Below are 20,004 nucleotides of genomic sequence, written 5' to 3'. Positions count from 1 at the left end.
CTGCTCCTGCTTGATGTCGGTGATCAGGCCGGTTGCCGCGCGGCCCCGCTTCGGGCTGCCCCCGCGCGCCCGGTCTGCCCAAAGCGCGCGCCCAGCGCGTAGCCGGCGCTCAGCCGCAGCGCGGACTCGATGTCCGGCAACGCGATCCCGGCTCGCGCCAGGCTGGCTTGAGTGGCCTCGCAATCGAAGTCCCGCTCGGACTCCAGATAGGCCCGGTAAGTGCGCAGCAACAGCTTGAGCGGGCTCAAATGGAAGCGCCGCAACTCCTCAGGCGAGGCCATCCATTCCAGCTCTTCCGGGCGGAACATCCGGGGCTTGGCCGGCCCCTTGCCATCCGGCCTTCGCGCGGCGAGTTCGCGGTACATCTGGCTGAAAATGCGCTCGAAGCTCAGGCTCCGCGCCAACCCGGCGGTCAGGTGGTAACAGCGGCCGACCGCGCCGGGATCGGCGTCGAAATGCAGCATCGCCTCGCAAACGTAATCGGCCGGCACCAGATCGGGGCGCGCGAGAGGGTCAGCCGGCAGCACCGGCATGCGGCCGCGCTCCGCCAGTTTGAGAAACTCGTAATAGCCGAAGAACTTGCGTATCCGCCCCTCGCTCGACTCGCCTATGATCTGGCTGGGCCGATAGATGGTCAGCGGCAGCCTGGCGGCGGCCTGCCTGACCAGTTGTTCGGCCTCGAACTTGGACTGCTCGTAACCGTTGCAGAACGTTTGTCCCAGATAGAGTTCGTCCTCCATCAGCCTTCCCCGGCGGCGGCCCGACACATAGGCGGTGGACACATAGTTGAGCCGGAAATCGCGCATTCCTCGGGCCGCTTCCCCGCAAAAGGCCAACACCTCCCGCGCGCTGTCGACGTTCGCCGCTCTCGACTCGGCCAGCGGCAGATCGAAATCCACGCTGGCCGCCAGGTGAAACACGCGGCCGACGCGCGACGCCAATGCGCGCCAATCGGCATCCGACAAGCCGAAGCGGGGATGGGAGACATCGCCGTGGAGCAGCGACACCCGGGCTCTTTCCTCCGGCCCCAGCCGCGCGAAATCCAACGCGGCTTCCAGCCTGTCCTGCGCCTGCCGCGGCGTGCCGCCGCGCGTCAGCGCCGCCACCTCGCAATCGGGATGCCGCCGCAGCAGCCTGGGCAGCAGCTCCGCGCCCAGGCCGCCGGTCACGCCGGTCAGCAGTACGGTTCCTCTTATTTTTCCACCCGTCAAATTCATTTGTCATCTCTCTTGCGCATGGCGAACCCGCCCTCCTGCCTGGCGCGCCTCGCTCAGCGGCTGCGATGGATCACGTAGTCGACGAAAGCGGACAAGCGCTCCCTGTCCACCGGGGTGAGGAAATCCATGCCGGCGACGATGGCCTGGGTGCTGTCGATATAACCCTGGGCGATGCCGCGCGCGGCGTCGAAAGCGCCGCTGTCCTCCAGCAGCGCCACCGCCTCGGCCAGCGCGCCGGCGTCGTCGGTCCGGCTTTGCAAGATCTCGATCAGCCTGGCGCGCGGACCGGCGTCCAGGCGCTCCAGCGCCAACAACACCTGCAGGTTGATCTTGCCCTGGGTAATGTCCTCGGCCAGCGCCTTGCCCCATTTGTCGTCGCCGGGCTGGACGTTGAGTATGTCGTCGATGATCTGGAAGGCGATGCCCAACTCTTCGCCCAGCGCCGCGAAACGCGCGGTTTGTTCAGCCGTCGCGCCTGCCGCGATCGCGCCTATCTTCAGCGGCAGGCGGTAGGTATAGGAGGTGGAGCGGTGCACAACCGATTGCAGGTACTGCGCCGGCGTGCCGTCCAGCCTGCCCATCCATGGCCAGGTGGTGTCTATCGTGGTGCCCACCCCGGTCACCCAGTGCTCCCAGGCGATCTCGTCGGCCAGGCGCAGAGCCTGTTCCGGCTCCAATCCGCAATCGCTCTCGGCCAATAGCTGGAAGCAGGCGTTCAGCCAGGCGGAGCCGCCGGCGCCGGCGACCCGGACGCCCACCTGGCGATGCGCGGTCGGCCCGCCTCGGCGCAGCGGGGAATCATCGGCGACGTCGTCCAGCACCAGAGACGCCGCGTGGATGATCTCGGCGATGGCCACCACGGTCGGCGACCGGCGCGGATCGCGCTCGAAAGCCTGCATCACGCTGCATACCAGAAAGGGACGCAGCATCTTGCCCATCCGCGTATGGTAGGAACGGTAAGGTTCGAGCCAGGCGTCGCGCGCTGCCGCCAGCATGGCATCCGACAGCCGCGCGCCCAGCGCCGCCTCAAGATAAGACGGGTTCGCCAGCCGGTCTATCGTGGCCAACACCGTCTCGCGGCACCAGGGATACCATTGCCGGTACTGGTCGGCCAGCGCCGGGGCCATGTCGGCCAGAAAGTCGTCGCTGTATTGCGCGCTGCCGCTCATCGTTGTGCCTCCGCTGCGGACGGCGCGCCCAGCGCCGCCAGAAAATCGTTCATCGCCCTGCCGATGGCCGGGTCCAGCCGCTCGGCGGCATCCTGCGCGGAGGCCTGCAGCCGATCCGCGCTGGCCAGCAGCGCCCCGCGGTCATACTCCTGCCGCCAGCGGATTTCCGCCTCCGCCACTTGGCGGCCATCCAGCCGCAAAGCGCGCGGCTCTCCGTCTGCCATCGCGCGCAGGCGCAGCGACACACCCAGCTCCATGCCGGCCTTGCGCAGCGCCTCGACAGCCTCGCCGTCGAGCTTCGCGGCCTCGGCGGCGGTCGCGGCCGCCAGGCCCAAACCTGGGGCGCCGGCGTAATGGCTCAGATGAACGATGAAGTCGGTCAGCGAGCCATGCTCGAGCCCGCGCTCCGCCCCCCACAAGTCCATCGCGGTGCCCAGGCTTTGCTGGAACAGATAACGCCGCGCCAGCCTGAGCCGCCTAGCCGGCTCCAGGTTCTCCGCCCGGCGCAACACCAGCACCGGCGCCAGCTGGCGGGCGTTGTAGGCGATGGTGACCCACACCGGCAGCGGCACCGAGACCTTGTCGCTGGCGCTGGCGTCCAGATCGCGGCCATTGGCCAGATCATCCAGCATGAAGGATGCCAGGTGGGTGAACTCCAGCGCGGCCAGCAAGGCAGGATGCTCGCTTTTGTCGCCGCCCAGCGCGTCGATCAGCAAGCCGGCCAGCGCCGGCTTCAGCCTGGCGTCGTGCAGGTCCGCCCAATCGCGCAGCGGCTGGAAGAAGCCTTGCTCCAACGCCGGCCAGTCCCAGCCGAAGCGTGGCCGGTCCACCACATCGGCCAGCCAGTCCATATCCTCGCGCTCGGGCAGGTAGCGCAGGAGGGCGGCCGTCGCGCATTGCTGGGCGGCCTTGAATCGCGTGCTTGTCACATCAGTTCCCCGTAGTCAGTAACCGCGTCCACACCATGCCCGCCGCCAGCAGGCCGCCGCCGTACATGATGTACAGATGAGAGGCCCAGTCCTTTTCCGGCTGGCGCCGGTACCATTCCAGAAACAACAAGCCCACCGGCAGATGCACCGCCGCGAACAGCATGCAGCCAGGCGTCAAGGCGCCGGAGGCCGCGCCGTAATACATCAGCGCGCAAGTCAGCAGGTGCACCAGCCTCAGCAGCCAGTAAGCAGCCCGCTCGCCGACCAGGAGCGGCACGGTGCGGAAACCGGCCTTGGCGTCGCCCGGCATGTCGCGGATGTCCCACATCAGCTCGACGAAATAATTGAGCGCGAAGCTGATGGCGATGGCCTGCAACGCGGCCTCGCCGGGCCGCGCGCCGACATAGAGGTGAGGCGTCAGCACCAGCGCCGCCGACCAGAACAGGCCCGCGTACAGGTTCTTCAGGAATGGCACTTCCTTGATCCGCAGCGGCCGGCCGCGCCAGTTGAACGGCAACGGCCGGCTGTACAGCGAGCCCAGGAAATGCACGGCGCCGCCGTACAGCACGAAGACCCAGCCCGCATGCAGCGACAGCAGGAAACCGCCGAAGAAGCAGGCGGCGACCACCGCCTTGGTATGGCGGTTATGGCCGAACAGACGGTAGCGGCTGCTGTAATTGACGCCGTCTTCCTCGGCGTCGGTGTAGATGTTGTAGATGTAGCCGCCGGCCGTGGTCAGCACGATCATCAGGTAGTAATCGAAGCCCAGCGGCAAACGCAGCGCCTGGTTCCAGAAATAGGTGAGGAACACCGGCATCAGCGCGATATGGAAGCGGTTGGTGAAAAAGTAGCCGGCGGTGCCTAGGCTCAAGGCGCGGATATTCATGCGGTCACCTGCACAGTAAGTGAAGCAGTTGATCGAGAGCGTCGACGCGGTAGTCGGGCGACGGGCCATCTTCGCCGCCGCCGTCGCCCACCAGCACCGCTCGCGCGCCGGCATTTCTCGCCAGCGCGACGTCCTGCTGCAAAGAGTCGCCGATCACCACGCAGTCGGACGCGTGGCCCGGCAAGCTCATCAAGGACGACAGCACATAGGGGTTCGGCTTGCCCAGCACCAGCGCCCGCGTCTCCAGCGCCTGTTCGACCCGGGCGACGGTCACGCCAGGTCCGGCCTGATGCGCGTCGCCGTCAGGAAAGCTCCGGTCGCGGCAGGTGGCGATCAATTGCGGCAGCCGCGACCGCGCCAGCCGCTCCAGCGTATCCTGGTCGAGGCCAGGATCGCGGCTGGCCACCACGGTGTCGGCTTCTTCGGGCCTGGCCCACTCCAGCCACTCGCCGCAGCCCGCGTCCAGCTCCGCCCGCAGCGCATCGGAACCGACGACGAACAAGCGCCTGCGCCGGCCGCAACGCCTCAGGTAATGCGCGACCGTCATCGCGGCGGTGTAGATTTCCTCCGCCTCCGCCGCGATGCCGGCGTCAGCCAGCAGCTTCACCACTTGCGGCCGTCCGACGCTGCTGGAGTTGGTGAGGAAGCGAACCGGATGTCCGGCCGCCCTCAGCAGCCGCAACACCTCGCCGGCGGCCAGATGGCCGGCGGGCTCGCGCCGCCCCAGCAGCACGCCGTGCAGGTCGAAGATCAAGGGCGCATGGCGCATGCTCATCCTCCTCAAGCCAGCAGCGCCGCCACAGGACGCGAGGCCGCCAGCGGCCGATGCCAGTAGGCCGGCGACACGAAGTAGTCGGAGAAATCCCGCAGCGGCGGCAGCCAGTCGGGGCGCAGCGACGGTCCGGCCTCGTCCAGCGCCGCCCCCGCCCGCTCCACGCATCGGCCAACCTCGCTCCGACAGTCGTCCAGCGCGCCGCTGCGGGCCAGAATGGCGATGATGTCCCCGCGGTCCAGCCCCGAGGTCCGTCCCGCCTGCCAGGCCAGCAGCGATTCGCGGTCGCGGCCTTCGGCCAACGCCTTGGCCCTCGCATACAGATAAGTGGGCTTGCAATGCAGCAGGTCGGTGGCGACGCCCCGCCCCTGCCCCTTCTCGCTGGCTGCGTTCAGATCTTCCAGATCGTCCTGCAGCTGGTAAGCCAGCGCCGACTGCCCGGCCCAGCGCTCCAGCGCCTCGGTCCCGCGTCTGTCGGCGCCGGCCAGCCGGGCGCCGGCGTAGGCGCACAATTCGAACAGCCGGCCAGTCTTCAGCCAGGCATTGTCCAGGCAGGCTTGCGGCGACGGCATCTCATCGCCCTCATGAAACACGTCCTTCAACTGGGCCGCGTTGTCGAAGAACTCATGCCGCTCCAGCGCGCGGGCGACATCCAGCGCCGCCGCAGGCTCGAAACCGCTCTCCAGCAGCAGGCGGCCGGCCAGCGCGCGGCAGATCTTGCCGTAGGCGAAGGCCGCGATCGCGCCGCGCCGCATCGCGCCGCCGAAAAACACCCGCCCGTCCCCCTCTTGCCGTCCCCCTCGGTCGGCGAACCAGCCGGCGAAGGCCTGGTGCGTCGTCGGCCAGCCTCGCCGCGCGGCGTCCTCGTCATAGATGTCGTCATGTACCAAGGTGTGGTGGTGGTACAGCTGCATCGCGGCGGCCACCGGCAGGATGGCGTCCTCGTCGCCGCCGCAGGCGAGATGGGACAACGCCACCGCGATGCCGTGCATGCGTTTGCCGTCGCAATCCAGGTAATGCCGCAGCCAGCCGTACACCCGCCCGATCAAGGGATGCTCATGTTCCGGGCCCTGCGTGCGCAGCGCCTCTATCGCCTCCGCCATGACCGCGTCAATCCGGCCCCGCAGCCTGTCCAATCCGGGCGGCATGCGTCGCGCCCCCTGCGCCGTTGCGCTCATCAGCGACTCCTTGCTCATGCGATGGAAACCGGCGCGGACTGCCGCGCCTCCTCTTCAGGGGCGGCCGCGCCGCCATCGGCCAGATACAGGTAGTGCCAGAGCTGTGCGCTGGCGACGAAGGTGGCGCCCAAGCCCAGGGCCAGACGCCGCAGATAGCGCTTGGCCTTGCTCCCGCCCGGCGGCGGCGCCGCCAGGGCCTGAAACAGCCGCCCCACGCGCTCCGGATCGAAGTAGCCATACTCGGCCAGTTTTCCCGGAGACAGCAGTTCGGCGTAAAGCGGCGACGCGCCAGGCCCGGCAAAAGGGGTGCCGAACGGCATCACGAACCGGGTCTTGGGCCGCCAGGCGACCTCTTCCGGCAGCCAGCGCCCGGCGGCTACCCGCAGGATGTGTTTTTCCCGGCCCCCGCGCAGTTTCAGCGCCGGGTCCAGCGCCGCCGCGAACTCGACCAGTTCCCGGTCCAGGAAGGGGTAGCGACCCTCCACCGAATTGGCGGCGTAGATGCGGTCCCCATGCGCGCCCAGCAGATAGTTGGGCAGCATCACCTGATAGGACACGTACAGCGAGCGGTCCAGCCAATGGCGGCCGCGCACCGCGCCGCGGTCGAACTCGAAGCCGTCCCAGCAGCCGCCCGCCGCGGCCATCGCGCGCAGATCGGCGGAGAACAACGGCGTCAGCGCCTCGCGGTAGAACTCCCACTCGTAAGCCTGAGCCGGCACGCAGCCGAAATGCGCGCGCAGCGCGTCCAGTCCGTCCTCTCCCGGCAGCAGGCAATCGGAGCCGTAATGCCCGCCAAGCCAGGGACGCAGCAGCGCGCGCAGCGGCGCGAGGCCTCGTCCGGTCAGCGCGCCGAAGCGCCGGTATTGCCGGAAGGCCAGATAGCCGGCGAAGGCTTCATCCGCCCCCTCTCCGGTCAACACGATCTTGGAGCGCTTGCCGGCCTCGCCGGCCAGCCGCATCAGCGCCGACGCCTCGGTGGAGATCACCGGCGTCTCGCCGTGCCAGATCAAGCGCGGAAACGTAGCGGCGATGTCCGCTTCGTCCAGCCTGACCCGCCGCAAATCCACCCCCAGAACCGACGCGGTCCGCGCCGCGGCGTCTCCTTCATCCATGCGGCCGTGTTCGGAGGCGGCGCAGAAGGCGGCGACTCGATCTTGCCTGCCGCGCTGCAATAACGCGGCGATCAAGGCTGAATCGATGCCGCCGCTGAGAAAGCAGGTGGGCTCGAATTCGCCCTGCGCATGGCTGGCCACCGCCCGCTCCAGCCTATGCGCGAGGCCATCGGCCGCCTGCGCCTCGCTCAGCCGGGCATGCTCGCCGGCCAAGGGGAAATCCAGCGACCAGTATCGGCGAATCTCCTCCTTGCCGTCGCGGAAGCTGAGCCAGTGGGCGGCCGGCAACTGGCGGATGCCGGCAAAGGGCGTCAACGGCGCGCAGACGGCGCCGAAATAGCCAAGCTGCAGCATCGCTCGTGGCTCCGCCCGGCGCGGCATGCCGGCCACCGCCAGCAGGCCCTTGATCTCGGAACTGAAATACAATGCGTCGCCCAGCCGCGCCCAATGCAGCGGGCAAATGCCCATCCGGTCGCGCGCCAGATGCAGCGAGCCGTCGCGGGAATCGAAGATCGCGATGGCGAACTGACCGTCCAGCCATTGGAAGCAATCCGCTCCGAACTCCTCGTACAGGTGGACAATGACTTCGCCGTCGCTGCCGCCGGACAAGCTATGGCCGCGGCGCGACAATTGTTCGCGCAATTCGAGGTGGTTGTAGATTTCGCCGTTGAACACGGCGTGGATGGAGCGGTCTTCATTGCAGAAAGGCTGGCCGCCGTTGGCGACGCCGACGATGGCCAAGCGGGACGAGGCCAGCAGCGCGGGGCCGACCCGCTGCGCCGCCAGGCTGTCCGGTCCGCGATGCGTCTGGCGCAGTATCATCCGGCGGACCTCGGCCAGGTCTCCGTCGTGCGCCTTGCGGCCCAGCTGCGCTCCCGCGATTCCGCACATGCGCCTAGCCTCCCGCCCCGCCGGCCAGCAGCCGCGTGCCCTGCAGCGGCGCTCCCGCCAGCGCGCCGCTCAGATTGCCGGCCACCCGGCCGTCCACCACATAGGTGGCGATGCCGCGCCGCGCCGCGCGGAAGCCATGGGATATCTTGGCTTGCATGCCGCCGCTGACATCCTGTCCGGCGGCATCGATCTTGCGCAGCGCCTCGTCATCGCTGTCCGACAACTGTCCGTGCACCGCCTCGCTGCTGCCGTGCTCGCGGTGGACGCCGCGCGCGCGGGTGGCCAGCACCAGGCTGGACGCTTCCAGCGCCAGCGCCAGCTCCACCGCGATGATGTCGCTGGAACACACGGCGAAGCCGTCGCAATCGAACACGAAATTACCGCCTATCACCGGGGTCAAGCCTCTCGCCAGCAGCTCCGCCACCGGCGCCAGGCTCAGCGGCGACGCCTTTCCCTCTCTGGCGCGGAACAGCTGGATGGCGGGCAAGCGCAATGGCTTGAGGCCGCCCGCCTCCAGGCACTCCACCACCTCCAATTCCAGCCTGGCAAGATCGCGCGCCACTTCGGCCACCACTTCGGCGCGGCTGCGATGCAGCCTGCCATCCAGATAGCCATAGCGTCTCGCCGGCGGTTTGCCGTAAGCCCCGGTGCCATGGACCAGCGCCAGCGGACGGCCGCATGCGGCCAACTCGCGCGCGCGCGCCGTCAGCAGATCGCGGTTGACCCCCGGCCCATCGGGGCCGTCGACAGTGATCAGGCTTCCGCCCAATTTCACCACCGCGGGGGAATGGAGATGAGGAGCGCCGCTCACGATGTCGCCGTCACTCTGCTGCTGCGATGGCGTTGGCGGCCTTGATGAACTGCTCCGCCTTGATCGGATCGATGGTGGTGCCCCGGTCGTATCCGCTGCACACCGCGCCGCGCACGCCGACCACATCTGCGCCGATGCGCGCCAGCACGTCCAGGTGCTCGGCGCGCACAGAACCAGCCAGCGCCACCTTCAGGCCCTTGGCGTGCGCCTGTTGCACGAACTCGGCCAGTTGCTGCTCGTTCAGCGCGTCGAACAGCGATTTGCCGTCCTTGATGTAGGTATCGACCATCACCATGTCCGACTTGGACGCGGCGGCGATTTCCACCAGTTGCTGCGGCGACAGGCCGCCGAAACGCTGGTAATCGGCGTAACCGGCAGTGACCACGGTCACGGATGGATCGAAGTCCTTGCAGGTGCGGACCACGGCGCTCATCAGTTCCACGCCCTCGGCCACGTCCTTGGAGCCGTGCAGGCCGGCCTTGACGTATTTGACGCCGCAGCTGACCGCGCCCAGCGCCGCCAGCGAAGCGGTGCCCGGCTTGTGCGGCAGATCGCCCAGCGTGGCGCTGAACACCACCTTGGGGTCGTTGATGCGGGCGATCACCTCGCGGATGATCCAGGGAAAGCTCGCCCCCAGCGAGCCCTCGTTGATGTTCTTGATATCGATGATGTTCGTGCCGCATTCCCAAGCCACAACCGCTTCCGCCGTACTGATAGGACTGATCAGAACCTTCATTCGCTGCCCCCTGACTCTCACGATTTGAGCAAAACGGCGTCCGCAGCCAGCGGCGCGCCCCAATTGACTTCCTTCAACAGAACGACCTGACTTCAGCAACATCGCCCACGCTTTACCGGGACCTCGTCTCGCCGCGGCGCCCATAAAAATGTGAACGTCATTAAATTACATCAATGGGCATAAATTAAAAAAGGAAAATAAAATATGACAAATGTGATGAGGCAAAAAAGATACAAATTGTTGTTTGCAATGAAAATAATCAATATTTGAAATCATAAAATCCATACTCGTCACAACTCCCCGCAACTCAAAAAAACCATTAAAATTCAACTTGATAAATTAATATCAATAAAAGGACTGCAAAATAAAACATATTAAATATAAAAAATATTGACCAAATATAACGTCAATATATTGTTTATTTAATTCATCAAGCCGTTTCTCCGACACAAAACGCTTGCCCCCTCCCCTGCCCACAAGCGCCAATACAAGAGAAATTGAGCCGAATCGTCTCCGTCCGACAGGACAAAGGGCCTTTCCCAAAGACGAAAATGCCGGCCGCTCCCGATGCCGATGCGGACAGATCGCCGAAGCTTCCCGGCTCAAGGCCTGCGCCGGCCACGCGGAAACACCGCGCTTTGCGCGCCCGGCTCATGCTGATCGATATGGGTCTGAATGCCCTCGCGGATAAAAAAACACGCGACCGAATAGGTCGCGTGTTTCGCGTCGCCTGGCGATATCATCAGCCGGCTGGTCCTGTATGGGCCTGCGGCAAAACCTCGTCGTCCCGCGCGGCTCTCCGCCGCAGACGCGGCATGCGGGCGGCGTCGCTTATTCGCCCTGGCGCACGTCCAGCAGCTCCTGCAACTGGCTCAGCGTGCCGCTGTCCTTCACCACATGCTGCAGCCATTCCTCCAGGCTCATCTCGGCCCAGCGCGCGGCGCGCTCGGCCAGCAACGCCACCGGGCTGTGCGGCTCGTTGTGTCGGAAGTAGCGCGCCACCTCGGTCAGGGCGGTCACCGCTTCCTGGCGGCTGCGGATCTGGCCGTTGAAGGCGCTGGCAGGAACAGCGGTATGGACCGGGCTGGGCATGGCTTGGCTCACGGGCTTGCTTTCCTCGACGGGCGGCCGCTGCGGCGCGGCTGCCGGCTGGTTGACGGCGAATTGCTGGCGGTAGCGCAGCACCAGGTCCTGGCAGGCGTAGATGGCGTTGCGGATGTCGGCCAGGCTGGGTCCGGCCGAGCCGAAGCGCTGGTCCACCAGCGCGTCCAGTTCCTCGTAGGCGGTCAGCAGCGCCACCAGCTCTTCGGCCTTGGCCTGGAACCAACCGTGCCCGGACTGGGTGGCTGACTTTTCGAAGGCGTCGCCGCTGAGCTTGCCCTCGGCGATGGCCGCATCCCGCGCCTCGCCGTCCTTCAAGCCCAGGTTTTCCACATCGCGCGACTGCTGCCACTGGTGCCAGCTATAACCGCCGAACTCCGGCTTGGTCAGCGGCACGTTGCGCAAGGCGTTGCCCAGCTGCTGGTTCATCCACTCCAGCTTGGCCACCCGCTCGTCCAGATCATGCGGATCCAGTTCCGGATAACCGTTCTCCCAGAAATTCCTCAGCCAGCCGCCCGCCAGCGCCAAACCGCGCGCCAGGCCGGCCACGCCGTTGACCTGGGTCTGAGCCTCGGCGTACCAGGCCAGAAGCTGCAAGTCCTTGCTCTTGTTCGTCAGCGCGTCTTCGCACAAGCGGATGACCTGCGGCCATTCGGCCGTTTTCAACGACTGTTCCCAATCGCCCATCGCCAGCGACGGGTCGTCGCTGCGGCGGGCTTCGCGAATCTGGTCGAAGACCAGGGAGTAGGCTAGGTCTTCCCCGGCCGGCGCGGCCGGGCTCACCGGCTGCATCAGCTGTTCAATGCTTTGATCCATATGCTTTCTCTAACCCTTGCTGACCTGGGGCAGCGTGGAAATCAGCGTGGCGCCGCAACTGACCTTGTGGCCGTCCAGCGCCACCGCCTTGCCGCCGACCAGCCAGCCGCCGTCGCCTTCGACGATGGTGCAGTTGACGTGGCCCTGCTGCGGGCAGGTGACGGCATCGCCGACGCAAGCCACCTGCTTGCCGAACAGCGCGGTGGACGAGGCGGCGCTCACCACCTTGCCGCCGTGGTCGGTCGGGTCGCCCAAACGGATTGCAGCCTTCATGCTGTCGCCTCCTCTGCCGGCGGCCTGGCCATCGCCAGGGACACCAGCTCATCATGGAAATGGGTAATCGCGGCAGGCGCCTGCAAGCGCGCGCAATGGCTGACCGCCGCCGCGGCCAGCAACATCGGCGTCGCCGCGCCGGCGTCGCCCCACTCGCGCACCACGTTGCTCGCCTCGTCTATCGGATGCAGCTCCACTTGATGGCGGGACAGCGCGGTGGCGATGGCCGCCAGCCGCACGCCGCCGACGTCGATCTGGCCGCTGTTGTGGCACAGCCAGGCCAGGCTGGACGCCTGGTTGTTTTCCGGCTTGGCCTCTTCCGGGCTGAACGGATAGTCCAGCAGCGAGGCGTTGACCAAGGCGTTGTCCAGCACCGGCTGCAGGCTGCGCGCCAGTTGCAGCGCCTTGTCCTGCGCCAGGCTCACCGAGCTGGACTGCGACAGGATGGCCAGCCGCGGCAGCCGGGCCAGGCTGGCCTGCTGGCTGGGCGGCACCACGCCCCAGCCGGCGGCCGGGCCGGCGAAGTCCTTCTCCCAGTAAGGCTGGTACGGGTCCGCGTCCTCGGCTTCCTGTTCCGGCTCCGCCGGCGCGGCCAGACTGTCGCGCAGGAACAGCATGGCCACCACGGCCATTCCCGGCTCGCCTATCCAGCGACGGCGCTGGCTCAGCTCCGGATCGACATCGCCCCAGTCGTCGTCATCGTCCCGCTCGGCCAGCGGCGCATCGGCCGCCATCACTACCAGGCCCGGCAGTTCCGGGTCCTGCTGCAGCACTTGCAGCACGCGGTCGGCCAGCAGCCCGCTTCCCGGCAAGAAGCGGCAATCGCCGCCGACGTGGACGTCGCCGCCCATCGTCTCCGCCACCGCTTGCAGCTTCAGCTCCTTCACCCGCGCCAGCTGCTCCACGCCCGGCACCTGCCGCATCGGCTCCAAGTACAGCGGCAACCAGGCCGCCCCCGGCGCTTCGGCGTAGAGGCCGGACAGCATCTCGGACAGATGCGGCGACAGCGCGTCCATCGCCTCGCCGGATTCCACCTCTACCCTGTCCAATGCCAGCCAATGCGCGCCGTCAGCCATCTCTGCCAGCCAGAATGGCTCATCCTTGGCCGGCGCGGCAGCCGTCCACAGCCAGCGGCATGCCACCGCGCGCTGGCGCTCCAGCAAAGCCGCGGCATGCTGGGCGCGCGCCGCCTCGCGCTTGTCGTTGCGCTCGGTCTCGGCTCGCTCCTCCTGCTGCCTGGCCTCGTCCGCCGCGCGCTTCTCCTTCAAATACGTCCACAGCTTGACGCAGACGCTGAGCAGCATCGGCGGCCCCAGGTGCAGCATCAAGATGGCCGACGGGCTGATCCGCTGCCAGCTCTGCGGCAGCGCCAGCCACAGCAGCGCCCACCAGCCGATGGTGACGCCGCCGAACAGGCCCAACATTCTCCACATCGCGAATGCTCCTTAACTCACTCTCACCTTGACCTGCTCGCCCTTCAGCGCGACGGCGATCTTCTTCACCGGACGCCCGCTGGCCATCCGCGCCAACAGGTCGTTGGAGATCTGCGCCAGCAGCGTGCAGGTGAGGATGGCGTCGGCGTTGCGGGCGCCGCTGTCCACGTCCATGCAACGCGCGGCCATCTGCTCCGCCAACTCCTCCGGGAACTCCACCTGGGCGCCGTGATTGTCGGCGATGCGCTGGCGGATCTTGCCCAGCTTCAGGCCGACGATGGCGCGCAGCACGTCGTCGCTGATCGGGAAGTAAGGCACGATGGTCAGCCGGCCGAGGAAGGCCGGCTTGAAGGTTTTCTGCAACGTCGGGCGCAGGATTTCCACCAAGTCGTCCGCGGTCGGATCGCGGGTTTCCTCTTCCACCGTCACGCCATGTTCGCAGGCGCGCATCACCAGCTCGGTGCCGGCGTTGGAGGTCAACAGGATGATGGTGTTCTTGAAGTCCACCTCGCGGCCTTCGCTATCCTCCAGCACACCCTTGTCGAACACCTGGAAAAACAGCTCCAGCACGTCCGGATGCGCTTTTTCCACTTCGTCCAGCAGTACCACCGAGTACGGCTTGCGGCGCACGGCCTCGGTCAGCACGCCGCCCTCGCCGTAACCGACATAGCCCGGCGGCGAGCCCTTCAGGCCGGACACGCTGTGCGCTTCCTGGTATTCCGACATATTGATGGTGATCAGGTTGCGCTCGCCGCCGTACAAGGCTTCGGCCAGCGCCAGCGCGGTCTCGGTCTTGCCGACGCCGGACGGGCCCACCAGCAGGAACACGCCCTTGGGCTTGCCCGGGTCCTCCAGATTGGCCTTGGCGATCTGCACCCGCTCGGCGATCTGCTCCAGCGCGTGGTCCTGGCCGATGACGCGCTCGGCCAGCAGCGTGGCCAGCCGCTGCACCTGCGCCAGCTCGTTGCTGACCATGCGGCCCAGCGGGATGCCGGTCCAGCCGGAAATCACGTCGGCGATCACGCTCTCGTCCACGCACTCGAAAGCCAGCGGCTGGGTCTTCTGCAGCTCGCGCAGCTCCTTGCGCTTGGCCTGCAGCGGGCTGATCTTCTTGCCCTTGGCCGGCTTGGCTTCGTCCTTGGCCGCCTTCAGTTCGTCGATCTCCTCGATCAGCTTCTGCTGCGTCTCCCAGGCGGCATGCAGCGCGGCCAGGTCCTGTTCCAGTTCCGCGCGTTGCGACTGCAGCTCGGCGATGCGGTCGGCGTGGCCTTCTTCGCGCTCCAGCGCGGCGACTTCGCGGTCGATGTTGGCGATCAGCACCGACACGTCCTCGATCGGGCCCGGCTTGCCGGCGCGCGACAGCGCGACGCGGGCGCAGGCGGTGTCGAGCACGCTGATGGCCTTGTCAGGCAGCTGGCGGCCGGCGATGTAGCGGCTGGACAGCTGCACGGCGGCCGCCACCGCCTCGTTGAGGATTTCCACCTTGTGGTGCTTGGCCATCGCGTCGGTCAGGCCGCGCACCATCTGCACGGCGATTTCCGGCGCCGGCTCTTCCACCTTCACCACCTGGAAACGGCGCGCCAGCGCGGCGTCTTTCTCGAAGTATTTCTTGTACTCGGCCCAGGTGGTGGCCGCGATGGTGCGCAGCTCGCCGCGCGCCAGCGCCGGCTTCAGCAGGTTGGCCGCGTCGTTCTGGCCGGCCGCGCCGCCGGCACCGATCAGGGTGTGCGCCTCATCGATGAACAGAATGATGGGCACCGGGCTGGCCTTGACCTCGTCGATGACCTGGCGCAGGCGGTTTTCGAATTCGCCCTTGACGCTGGCCCCGGCCTGCAGCAGGCCCAGGTCCAGCGTGCGCAGCGCGACGCCGGCCAGCACCGGCGGCACCTCGCCCAGCACGATCTTGCGCGCCAGCCCTTCCACCACCGCGGTCTTGCCCACGCCTGGCTCGCCGGTGAGGATGGGGTTGTTCTGCCGGCGGCGCATCAGGATGTCTATCATCTGGCGGATTTCGACATCGCGGCCCAGGATGGGGTCGATCTTGCCGGCCTTGGCCTGCGCGGTCAGGTCTATCGTGTACTTGTCCAGCGCGGCGCCGCCGCGCTTGGCCTGCGGCGCGGCCGGCTGGCCGCCTTCGTCTTCATCCGCCGCCGGCTGCCCGTCGCCGCCGGCCGTTTCCCCCCCGTGCTGGCGCAGCGCCGCGTAAGCGCCTTGCAGCCTGCCGGCGTCCTGGCGGGCCAGGGCCGGCGAACCGGACTGCAGCGCGCCCTTGAGCGCATCGTCCTGCCACAGCGCCAGCAACAGGTCCAGCGTGGAGACGTTGTCCTGCCCGTGTTCGGCGCTGGCCAACAGCCAGCCCTTCTCCAGCCACTTGGGCAGCCATGAGGACAGCACCGGGTTGCGGGTATTGCCGCTGCGGAAGTTGTCCAGCGCCGCGTCCAGCTCGCGCTCGACGCGGGACAAGTCGGCGCCCAACGCGCGCAGCGCCGCCAGCGCGGCGTTGTCGTCCTGGTCGAACATGGACAACAGCACATGCTCGATCTCGATCTCGAAGTGCGTGCGGGCCAGCGCGCGGCTGGCGGCCTGCTCGATGGCCTGGCGCGCGGTGGGCGTCAGCCGGTCTATCAGGGATTTCAGCGATACGGACATATGCGGATACTCGTTCTATTCAAAGATGTAAGGTCAAATCATTCGTCGTTGGCGGCGGCGGCCGGCATCATCTCGTCCAGCCAGCCGCGCAGCGCCGCGCAACCATCGTCGTCCAGGTCGGCCAGCATCGCGCCGTACCATTCCCGGACTTGCGTCTCGTTCAGGCATTGCAACAGCAGGGGCCAGCTGTTCTCCAGAAAAACCGCGAAGAACGGCACGCCGCGCTGATGCAGGAAACTGTCGTCGGTGATCTTCAGCTGGCGGTACAGCTCGCGCAGCCAGGTCAGGTAGGGCAGCGTCTCGCGCGCGTGGCCGGCCTGGGCCAGCGCGGAAATGAAATTGACATAGGCCGCCGCGCAGGAAAACTCGCGGCTGGCGCGGTTGATCTCGTCGAACTTCATCAACCAAGCCTTGCCCCGCTCCACCTCCCCCGCCATCACCGACGCGCTGGCCAGCTGCAAGGCGTTGTGGGCGGAAGGCTCCAGCTCGAACAGCTTCTGCCAGCAGGCAAACGCCGTGCACCACTGCGCCTGTCGGCTGGTGGCCAGCGCGCACAGCCGATAGGCGTCGGCGCGCAGCGCGGCCGGCTTCGCCTCCAGGTGCGGCTGCGCCAGACGAAGCGCCCGAGGCCAATCCTCGCGCTGCAGGGCATCCGCCGCGGCCGCGAGCTCCGGCGGCGTTTCGCCGCGGCTCACGCTTAATTCAGCCGATTTTCGGCGATCCAGCAAGCGCTTGAGTATGCTCATGGCCTCGTGCCCCTCCTCATTCCAGCAGCGTGTAGCGCATATCGTCGGGATCGCCCGGCGGACGGCCCATCCAGCTGTCTCCCCCCAGGCTCAGCGCGGCGGAGCCCAGCTGGGCCGGCGCCACGTCGCGCCGATCCAATACCAGGCACACCTCGGCGGCCAGGCCGTGGCCCAGCGCGTACTTCATCAGCGCCCGCAGCGCCTGCGCGCCGGCGGCGTGCGGCTGCAGCGAGTCGAACTGGGCGCGGCGCAGCGGTCCCAGCCTCAGCTTGAGCTTGGTCTGGCGGTCCCAGATGCGATCGCCGGCGAAAGCCGACATGCCCAGCTCGCAGCCTGCCGCGCCCAGCTGGCTCTGCTCTTCGACCGGCACCCGCAGCCATTGGCCGGCGAATTGCTCCAGCGTGGCAGACACGCCGAAAAAACCCTCCACCAGCGTCAGCAGCGACTGCGCCGACAAAGGCTTCTGGCTGAGCAGGCCGGCGTAGTAGACGAACATGCGCTCATCCAGCTCCGCGCCCGGCCCCATCTGCTGCCGCAGTTGAGACAGGCCCACGCCGCCCAGATCCAGCAGGTTGCGGGTGAAGCCGTCGCGCTCGCCGGCTTCCACATTGATCCAGCTGCGGTACTTGCACCAGGCTTCGAAAAACAGCGACGCGGCGCGATGGCTGAACACATCGAAAAACGCGTGCATGGTGTCGTCGCGATGACGCTGGCGGCGCTCCAGCAACAGCTCGGTATACGCGGTGGGCAGCGCCCCGCTCGGCCCGGTGAGACCCATGAAGCTGATGGTCATCTCGTCCGCGGCGTCGCTCTCTTCCGCCGCCGGCTTGTAGCCGGTCAGCTCGCTGGCGGGGAAGGACAAGGACGCCAGCGTGCGGAAACGCAGCCGCTCCGGCAACCGTCCGCGCCGCGAGTCCGGGCGCTTGCGGGCCCCCAGGCCGAGAATGCGCGCGGCCTGGAAGAAGCCGAACTGGCTGGCGTCGGCGGCGAGCTCGCGCTGCAGGTCTCGCGGCGGCCGCTGGCTCAGAACCGTCGGCTCAACCATTCCGGTGCTCCTCTCCTCGCAACTGACGGAATCCCCAGCTCAGAAATAGGAAGAAGCCACCGCTGAGCAAACTGACTCCACCGAGCAATCCCAAGAAAAACGGTATGTACGCGCCGGCGATTCCCCAGTCATTGGATATGCTGGCAACGCCATAGGCCAACACCCCCAAGCCCATGGAAAGAATCGGCAACCATAGGTAAATGCCGCGATCCAAGCCCGTTGTCCTCGGTTTTTCCCGCAGCAGGGTCAACATGAAATAGATCATGTGGGGCAAAACAATCCACAGAATCATTGCCTCCACTAGTCACTCCCTCGCCACGCGAATCCAAAGGCATCGGTCATCAAAAAAACAAATAACATCATCATACCACCAAAGCCTCGCCCGCCCGCGCCGGCCAAGCCGCCACTTCCTGGTTCTGCTGCGTCGTCTCCACCCGCAAACGGGTAAAACTGTTGGGCGCGCAATACAGCGCGAAGAACCGCTCCAGCACCGAGGCGAACAAGTAGACGCTGCCGCCGACATAATAATCGGCGTCCAGTTTCAGCCGGATTTCGCTGCCGCGGACGAAGCCGGCGAAATCGCGGCCGGTGACGCGGGTCACCGCCGGCTGGCTGTGGATGCCCACCACGCCCTGGATCTGGCGCACATTGACCGGCGAGCCGGTGAGGTTGTACAGCGCCAGCATCTCCTGCAGCGCCGCCACGCCGGAATCGACGATGGACATGTAATTCAGCGACAGATGCGAGATCAGCCGCCACTGCACCGCGCGGCCCAGCGGACTGCGCTGGGTGGCCGCCGGCTTGCGCAGCAGCCGCACCCGCTTCACCACCGAATGGCCGGGCAGGCTGAAATCGGTGCGCTGCGCCGCCTGGCTGCCGCCGAAAGGAATCTGCTCCGGCAGATCGCGGTTGCTGCACAGCAGGTCGAGGCTCAGCACTTCGGCCGCCGGCCGCACCGCGTTGAACTGCAGATCCACCAGGTGCAACTCCAGGTCGGTGCCCTTGTCGCCGGCGCGCGGCGAGCCCTCGCGGCTGGCATGCCAGTAGAAGCGCGGCGTCTGGCGCTCGCTGCCATGGCGCGTCGCGTAGAACGGCGGCACCTCCTCGCTGCTCTCGCCCTCGCCGGATTTTTCCACCCGCACCACGCGGCGGATCTGGATCACCTCGTAAGCTTGCTGCTTGCGGCCGTCGGCCAGCACCGCGTAGCCGGCCTTCTGATGGCTGACGCGGATCGGCTCGCCGGGCTGGTTGAACAGGTTGACGATGGGCGCGCAGCCCAGCTTCAGATGATGCGCCTGCAGCTGGGTCAACAAGCGGTGATGGCGCTCGCTGTCCGGGTAGTCTCCCAGCACCAATTGCAACACCAGCTTGCCGCCGTCCAGCCGCGCCGCGGCCTTGTCCAGCTCGGCGATGTCGACGAACAGGAATTTGTCCGGATAGCAGAAATACTCGGTCAGCAGCCGGTAGCCCATGAACGAGCGCTCGTCGTACTCCAGCATGCCCTCGTCGCGGCCGAAACCCACCGGGCGGATGGCCGAGGCCGGCAGCACCGCGCTGCGCGACGGGTCCTCGCTGCCGTCGCCGACGCGGATGCGCAGCACCTGGGACAACAACAGCTCGTACAGCAGGTGCATCAGCGCCGGCTCGCCGTCCAGGAAGAAGCGCAGCGAAGTCAGGCCTATGCTGTTCAAGGCCAGGCCGCCGTGGGTCTGGAACTCCATCGTCAGCAGCGCCGCCGCATCCGGCGCCAGCTGGCGCAGATAGGGCGAGCCGCTGGTCAGCTCCAGCTTGGCGCTGTTCAGCGACAGCGGGTACAAGTCCACCGGATAGGCGCTGCGGAACTTGCACACCACGCCGTTGATCGCCGGCGCATGCACCGGCTGGCCGCGCTCCACGCGGTAGCGCTTGGCGATCTCCGGCCGCGCCGGATCGCACTCGAACTGGACGATGGTGGCTGACGGAATCGGCTGCAGATAGTGCGGATACAGCACATCCAGGAAGCTTTCCGCCACTTCCGGATAATCATCGTCCAGTTTTTTATGGATGCGCGAAGCCAGCAGCGCGAACGCCTCGATCAGCCGCTCGGTGTGCGGATCGGCGCACTGGTCGCCTTCCATCTGCAAGCGGCCGGCGATCTTGGGATAGCGGCGCGCGAACTCGCCCGACAGCTCCCGCAGGTGGCCGAGTTCGCGTTCGTAATACGGTAGTAAGGATTCAAGCATTTTTATTCAAGCCAGCTC

At 67.0% G+C, this 20,004-nt stretch carries 17 protein-coding genes; all 17 read right to left on the bottom strand.

Translation table 11 applies throughout. The features are described 5' to 3' along the window. Positions 1-23 precede the first annotated feature (23 nt). The 17 genes from DK842_RS11840 to tssF all read right to left on the bottom strand — a co-directional run bounded on the left by DK842_RS11840 (position 24) and on the right by tssF (position 19,986). Positions 24-1,217, bottom strand: a complete 1,194-nt coding sequence (locus DK842_RS11840) for an SDR family oxidoreductase (protein ID WP_114061627.1) — start codon at positions 1,215-1,217, stop codon at positions 24-26. A gap of 53 nt (positions 1,218-1,270) precedes the next feature. Then, positions 1,271-2,386, bottom strand: coding sequence for a polyprenyl synthetase family protein (locus DK842_RS11835; protein WP_232538466.1), 1,116 nt, complete (start codon positions 2,384-2,386; stop codon positions 1,271-1,273). After that, on the bottom strand, positions 2,383-3,315 hold the full coding sequence (locus tag DK842_RS11830; protein ID WP_114061626.1) for a hypothetical protein: 933 nt from the start codon (positions 3,313-3,315) through the stop codon (positions 2,383-2,385). Before DK842_RS11830 ends, DK842_RS11835 begins: the two co-directional genes overlap by 4 nt. 1 nt (position 3,316) lies before the next feature. Then, positions 3,317-4,201, bottom strand: a complete 885-nt coding sequence (locus DK842_RS11825) for a UbiA family prenyltransferase (RefSeq protein ID WP_168194875.1) — start codon at positions 4,199-4,201, stop codon at positions 3,317-3,319. Between the two features lie 4 nt (positions 4,202-4,205). Further along, positions 4,206-4,970, bottom strand: coding sequence for an HAD-IIA family hydrolase (locus DK842_RS11820; RefSeq protein WP_168194874.1), 765 nt, complete (start codon positions 4,968-4,970; stop codon positions 4,206-4,208). A gap of 11 nt (positions 4,971-4,981) precedes the next feature. Beyond that, on the bottom strand, positions 4,982-6,151 hold the full coding sequence (locus DK842_RS11815) for a polyprenyl synthetase family protein (protein WP_168194873.1): 1,170 nt from the start codon (positions 6,149-6,151) through the stop codon (positions 4,982-4,984). 14 nt (positions 6,152-6,165) lie between these two features. Next, positions 6,166-8,154: an asparagine synthase (glutamine-hydrolyzing) gene (gene asnB / locus DK842_RS11810; protein WP_114061622.1), complete on the bottom strand. Its 1,989-nt coding sequence runs from the start codon at positions 8,152-8,154 to the stop codon at positions 6,166-6,168. A gap of 4 nt (positions 8,155-8,158) precedes the next feature. Next, positions 8,159-8,965 (bottom strand): isopentenyl phosphate kinase family protein, encoded by an 807-nt coding sequence (locus tag DK842_RS11805; protein WP_168191886.1) that lies wholly within the window; start codon positions 8,963-8,965, stop codon positions 8,159-8,161. 10 nt (positions 8,966-8,975) lie between these two features. Beyond that, on the bottom strand, positions 8,976-9,701 hold the full coding sequence (locus DK842_RS11800) for a (5-formylfuran-3-yl)methyl phosphate synthase (RefSeq protein WP_114061620.1): 726 nt from the start codon (positions 9,699-9,701) through the stop codon (positions 8,976-8,978). An 831-nt stretch (positions 9,702-10,532) separates the two neighbouring features. Beyond that, complete coding sequence (tssA, locus tag DK842_RS11795) at positions 10,533-11,618, bottom strand: type VI secretion system protein TssA (RefSeq protein ID WP_114061619.1); 1,086 nt, start codon at positions 11,616-11,618, stop codon at positions 10,533-10,535. Positions 11,619-11,627: 9 nt separating this feature from the next. Beyond that, positions 11,628-11,891 carry a PAAR domain-containing protein gene (locus DK842_RS11790; protein ID WP_114061618.1) on the bottom strand — a complete coding sequence of 88 codons (264 nt, stop codon included), beginning with the start codon at positions 11,889-11,891 and terminating at the stop codon, positions 11,628-11,630. Then, entirely contained in the window at positions 11,888-13,324 is a 1,437-nt protein-coding gene (locus DK842_RS11785) for a hypothetical protein (RefSeq protein WP_114061617.1), read from the bottom strand. Before DK842_RS11785 ends, DK842_RS11790 begins: the two co-directional genes overlap by 4 nt. A gap of 12 nt (positions 13,325-13,336) precedes the next feature. Beyond that, positions 13,337-15,973: a type VI secretion system ATPase TssH gene (tssH, locus tag DK842_RS11780; RefSeq protein ID WP_114061616.1), complete on the bottom strand. Its 2,637-nt coding sequence runs from the start codon at positions 15,971-15,973 to the stop codon at positions 13,337-13,339. Positions 15,974-16,011: 38 nt separating this feature from the next. Next, positions 16,012-16,719 (bottom strand): hypothetical protein, encoded by a 708-nt coding sequence (locus DK842_RS11775; RefSeq protein ID WP_114061615.1) that lies wholly within the window; start codon positions 16,717-16,719, stop codon positions 16,012-16,014. Positions 16,720-16,735: 16 nt separating this feature from the next. Next, complete coding sequence (tssG, locus tag DK842_RS11770) at positions 16,736-17,764, bottom strand: type VI secretion system baseplate subunit TssG (RefSeq protein WP_114061614.1); 1,029 nt, start codon at positions 17,762-17,764, stop codon at positions 16,736-16,738. Beyond that, positions 17,757-18,017 carry a hypothetical protein gene (locus tag DK842_RS11765; protein WP_145964028.1) on the bottom strand — a complete coding sequence of 87 codons (261 nt, stop codon included), beginning with the start codon at positions 18,015-18,017 and terminating at the stop codon, positions 17,757-17,759. The genes tssG and DK842_RS11765 overlap by 8 nt, the downstream gene beginning before the upstream one ends. 109 nt (positions 18,018-18,126) lie before the next feature. Continuing rightward, complete coding sequence (gene tssF / locus DK842_RS11760) at positions 18,127-19,986, bottom strand: type VI secretion system baseplate subunit TssF (protein ID WP_114061612.1); 1,860 nt, start codon at positions 19,984-19,986, stop codon at positions 18,127-18,129. Positions 19,987-20,004: the final 18 nt, after the last annotated feature.

Source organism: Chromobacterium phragmitis, assembly GCF_003325475.1.
Classification (GTDB): domain Bacteria; phylum Pseudomonadota; class Gammaproteobacteria; order Burkholderiales; family Chromobacteriaceae; genus Chromobacterium; species Chromobacterium phragmitis.
Note: the sequence above shows the minus strand (reverse complement) of the source record. Positions and strands in the feature narration are given on the sequence as shown.